This window comes from Marinomonas sp. TW1, assembly GCF_001625355.1.
In the GTDB taxonomy this organism is placed as follows: Bacteria; Pseudomonadota; Gammaproteobacteria; order Pseudomonadales; family Marinomonadaceae; genus Marinomonas.
Map to the genome: position 1 here is coordinate 1 of NZ_JSEE01000030.1, position 3,091 is coordinate 3,091.

The window sequence follows — 3,091 nt, forward strand, 5'->3', positions numbered from 1 at the left end:
CTAAAAACTACTTTGGTGTTATATGGTCAAGCCTCACGAGCAATTAGTATTGGTTAGCTCAATGCCTCACAGCACTTACACACCCAACCTATCAACGTCGTAGTCTTCAACGGCTCTTTAGGGAACTTATGTTCCAGTGAGATCTTATCTTGAGGGAGGCTTCCCGCTTAGATGCTTTCAGCGGTTATCCCGTCCGAACGTAGCTACCCGGCAATGCCACTGGCGTGACAACCGGAACACCAGAGGTTCGTCCACTCCGGTCCTCTCGTACTAGGAGCAGCTCCTCTCAAATCTCAAACGTCCACGGCAGATAGGGACCGAACTGTCTCACGACGTTCTAAACCCAGCTCGCGTACCACTTTAAATGGCGAACAGCCATACCCTTGGGACCGGCTTCAGCCCCAGGATGTGATGAGCCGACATCGAGGTGCCAAACACCGCCGTCGATGTGAACTCTTGGGCGGTATCAGCCTGTTATCCCCGGAGTACCTTTTATCCGTTGAGCGATGGCCCTTCCATACAGAACCACCGGATCACTAAGACCTACTTTCGTACCTGCTCGACGTGTCTGTCTCGCAGTTAAGCGTGCTTTTGCCTTTACACTCTATGCATGATTTCCGACCATGCTGAGCACACCTTCGTGCTCCTCCGTTACTCTTTGGGAGGAGACCGCCCCAGTCAAACTACCCACCACACAGTGTCCTCGATCCCGATAAGGGACCTGAGTTAGAACCTCAAACGTACCAGGGTGGTATTTCAAGATTGGCTCCAATAGAACTGGCGTCCTATCTTCAAAGCCTCCCACCTATCCTACACAAGTAGGTTCAAAGTTCACTGTGAAGCTATAGTAAAGGTTCACGGGGTCTTTCCGTCTAGCCGCGGATACACAGCATCTTCACTGCGATTTCAATTTCACTGAGTCTCGGGTGGAGACAGTGTGGCCATCGTTACGCCATTCGTGCAGGTCGGAACTTACCCGACAAGGAATTTCGCTACCTTAGGACCGTTATAGTTACGGCCGCCGTTTACTTGGGCTTCGATCAAGAGCTTCGCTTACGCTAACCCCATCAATTAACCTTCAAGCACCGGGCAGGCGTCACACCCTATACGTCCACTTTCGTGTTTGCAGAGTGCTGTGTTTTTAATAAACAGTCGCAGCCACCTGGTATCTTCGACCGACTAGTGCTTACGGAGCAAGTCCTTCACACCGGCCGGCGTACCTTCTCCCGAAGTTACGGTACCATTTTGCCTAGTTCCTTCACCCGAGTTCTCTCAAGCGCCTTGGTATTCTCTACCTGACCACCTGTGTCGGTTTGGGGTACGGTTCCTGCATATCTGAAGCTTAGAAGTTTTTCCTGGAAGCATGGCATCAACCACTTCGCCCAAAAGAGGGCTCGTCATCAATTCTCAGCCTTAACAGGGTTCCGGATTTACCTAAAACCCCAGCCTACAACCTTAAACGCGGACAACCATCGCCGCGCTGGCCTAGCCTTCTCCGTCTCTCCATCGCAATATGCACGAGTACAGGAATATTAACCTGTTTCCCATCGACTACGCATTTCTGCCTCGCCTTAGGGGCCGACTCACCCTGCCCTGATTAACATGGGACAGGAAACCTTGGTCTTCCGGCGGGGGAGTTTTTCACTCCCCTTATCGTTACTCATGTCAACATTCGCACTTCTGATACCTCCAGGATGCCTTACAGCTTTCCCTTCAACGGCCTACAGAACGCTCCTCTACCATCCAAGATAAATCTTGGATCCGTAGCTTCGGTGTACAGTTTGAGCCCCGTTATATCTTCCGCGCAGGCCGACTCGACTAGTGAGCTATTACGCTTTCTTTAAAGGATGGCTGCTTCTAAGCCAACCTCCTAGCTGTCTGAGCCTTCCCACATCGTTTCCCACTTAACTGTAACTTTGGGACCTTAGCTGACGGTCTGGGTTGTTTCCCTTTCCACGACGGACGTTAGCACCCGCCGTGTGTCTCCCGCGCTCATACTCATTGGTATTCGGAGTTTGCATGGGGTTGGTAAGTCGGGATGACCCCCTAGCCCAAACAGTGCTCTACCCCCAATGGCAATACGCGAGGCGCTACCTAAATAGCTTTCGAGGAGAACCAGCTATCTCCGAGCTTGATTAGCCTTTCACTCCTATCCACAAGTCATCCCCGGACTTTTCAACGTACGTGGGTTCGGTCCTCCAGTTAGTGTTACCCAACCTTCAACCTGCTCATGGATAGATCGCCCGGTTTCGGGTCTATTCCCAGCAACTAAACGCCCTATTAAGACTCGGTTTCCCTACGGCTCCACTATTCGCTTAACCTTGCTACTGAAAATAAGTCGTTGACCCATTATACAAAAGGTACGCAGTCACCGAATAAATCGGCTCCCACTGCTTGTACGTACACGGTTTCAGGATCTATTTCACTCCCCTCACAGGGGTTCTTTTCGCCTTTCCCTCACGGTACTGGTTCACTATCGGTCAGTCAGGAGTATTTAGCCTTGGAGGATGGTCCCCCCATGTTCAGACAGGATAACACGTGTCCCGTCCTACTCGTTTTCATTAATAAGGCGTTTTCGTATACGGGGCTATCACCCTCTACGGCGACCCTTTCCAGGGTCTTCTACTAACACCAAATCAACTTAAGGGCTAATCCCCTTTCGCTCGCCGCTACTTAGGGAATCTCGGTTGATTTCTTTTCCTCCGGGTACTTAGATGTTTCAGTTCCCCGGGTTCGCCTCCACACAGCTATGTATTCACTGTGGGATACTCTACAAGTAGAGTGGGTTTCCCCATTCGGACATCTCGGGATCAAAGTCTGTTTATCGACTCCCCCGAGCTTTTCGCAGATTACCACGTCCTTCATCGCCTCTGACTGCCAAGGCATCCACCGTGCACGCTTGGTCACTTGACCATATAACCCAAAATAGTTTCGGATCACATACCAAAGAAGCTTTTGTCTCTTCTCTGGATTTACGATAATAGAAAGTCACTTAGGTTAAAGTGCTTTCCACCGGTTTAACGCTTGATTCATCGTTATTTCAAAATTCGAATTGTTAAAGAGCAAGTTTAGTGCAAAGCACTAAGTCAGA

1 rRNA gene is annotated in these 3,091 nt (G+C 50.3%); it reads right to left on the reverse strand.

The annotated features are described in order from the left end of the window. Positions 1 to 22: 22 nt before the first annotated feature. Positions 23 to 2,913: ribosomal RNA gene (locus OA79_RS17695) — 23S ribosomal RNA — on the reverse strand. Positions 2,914 to 3,091: the final 178 nt, after the last annotated feature.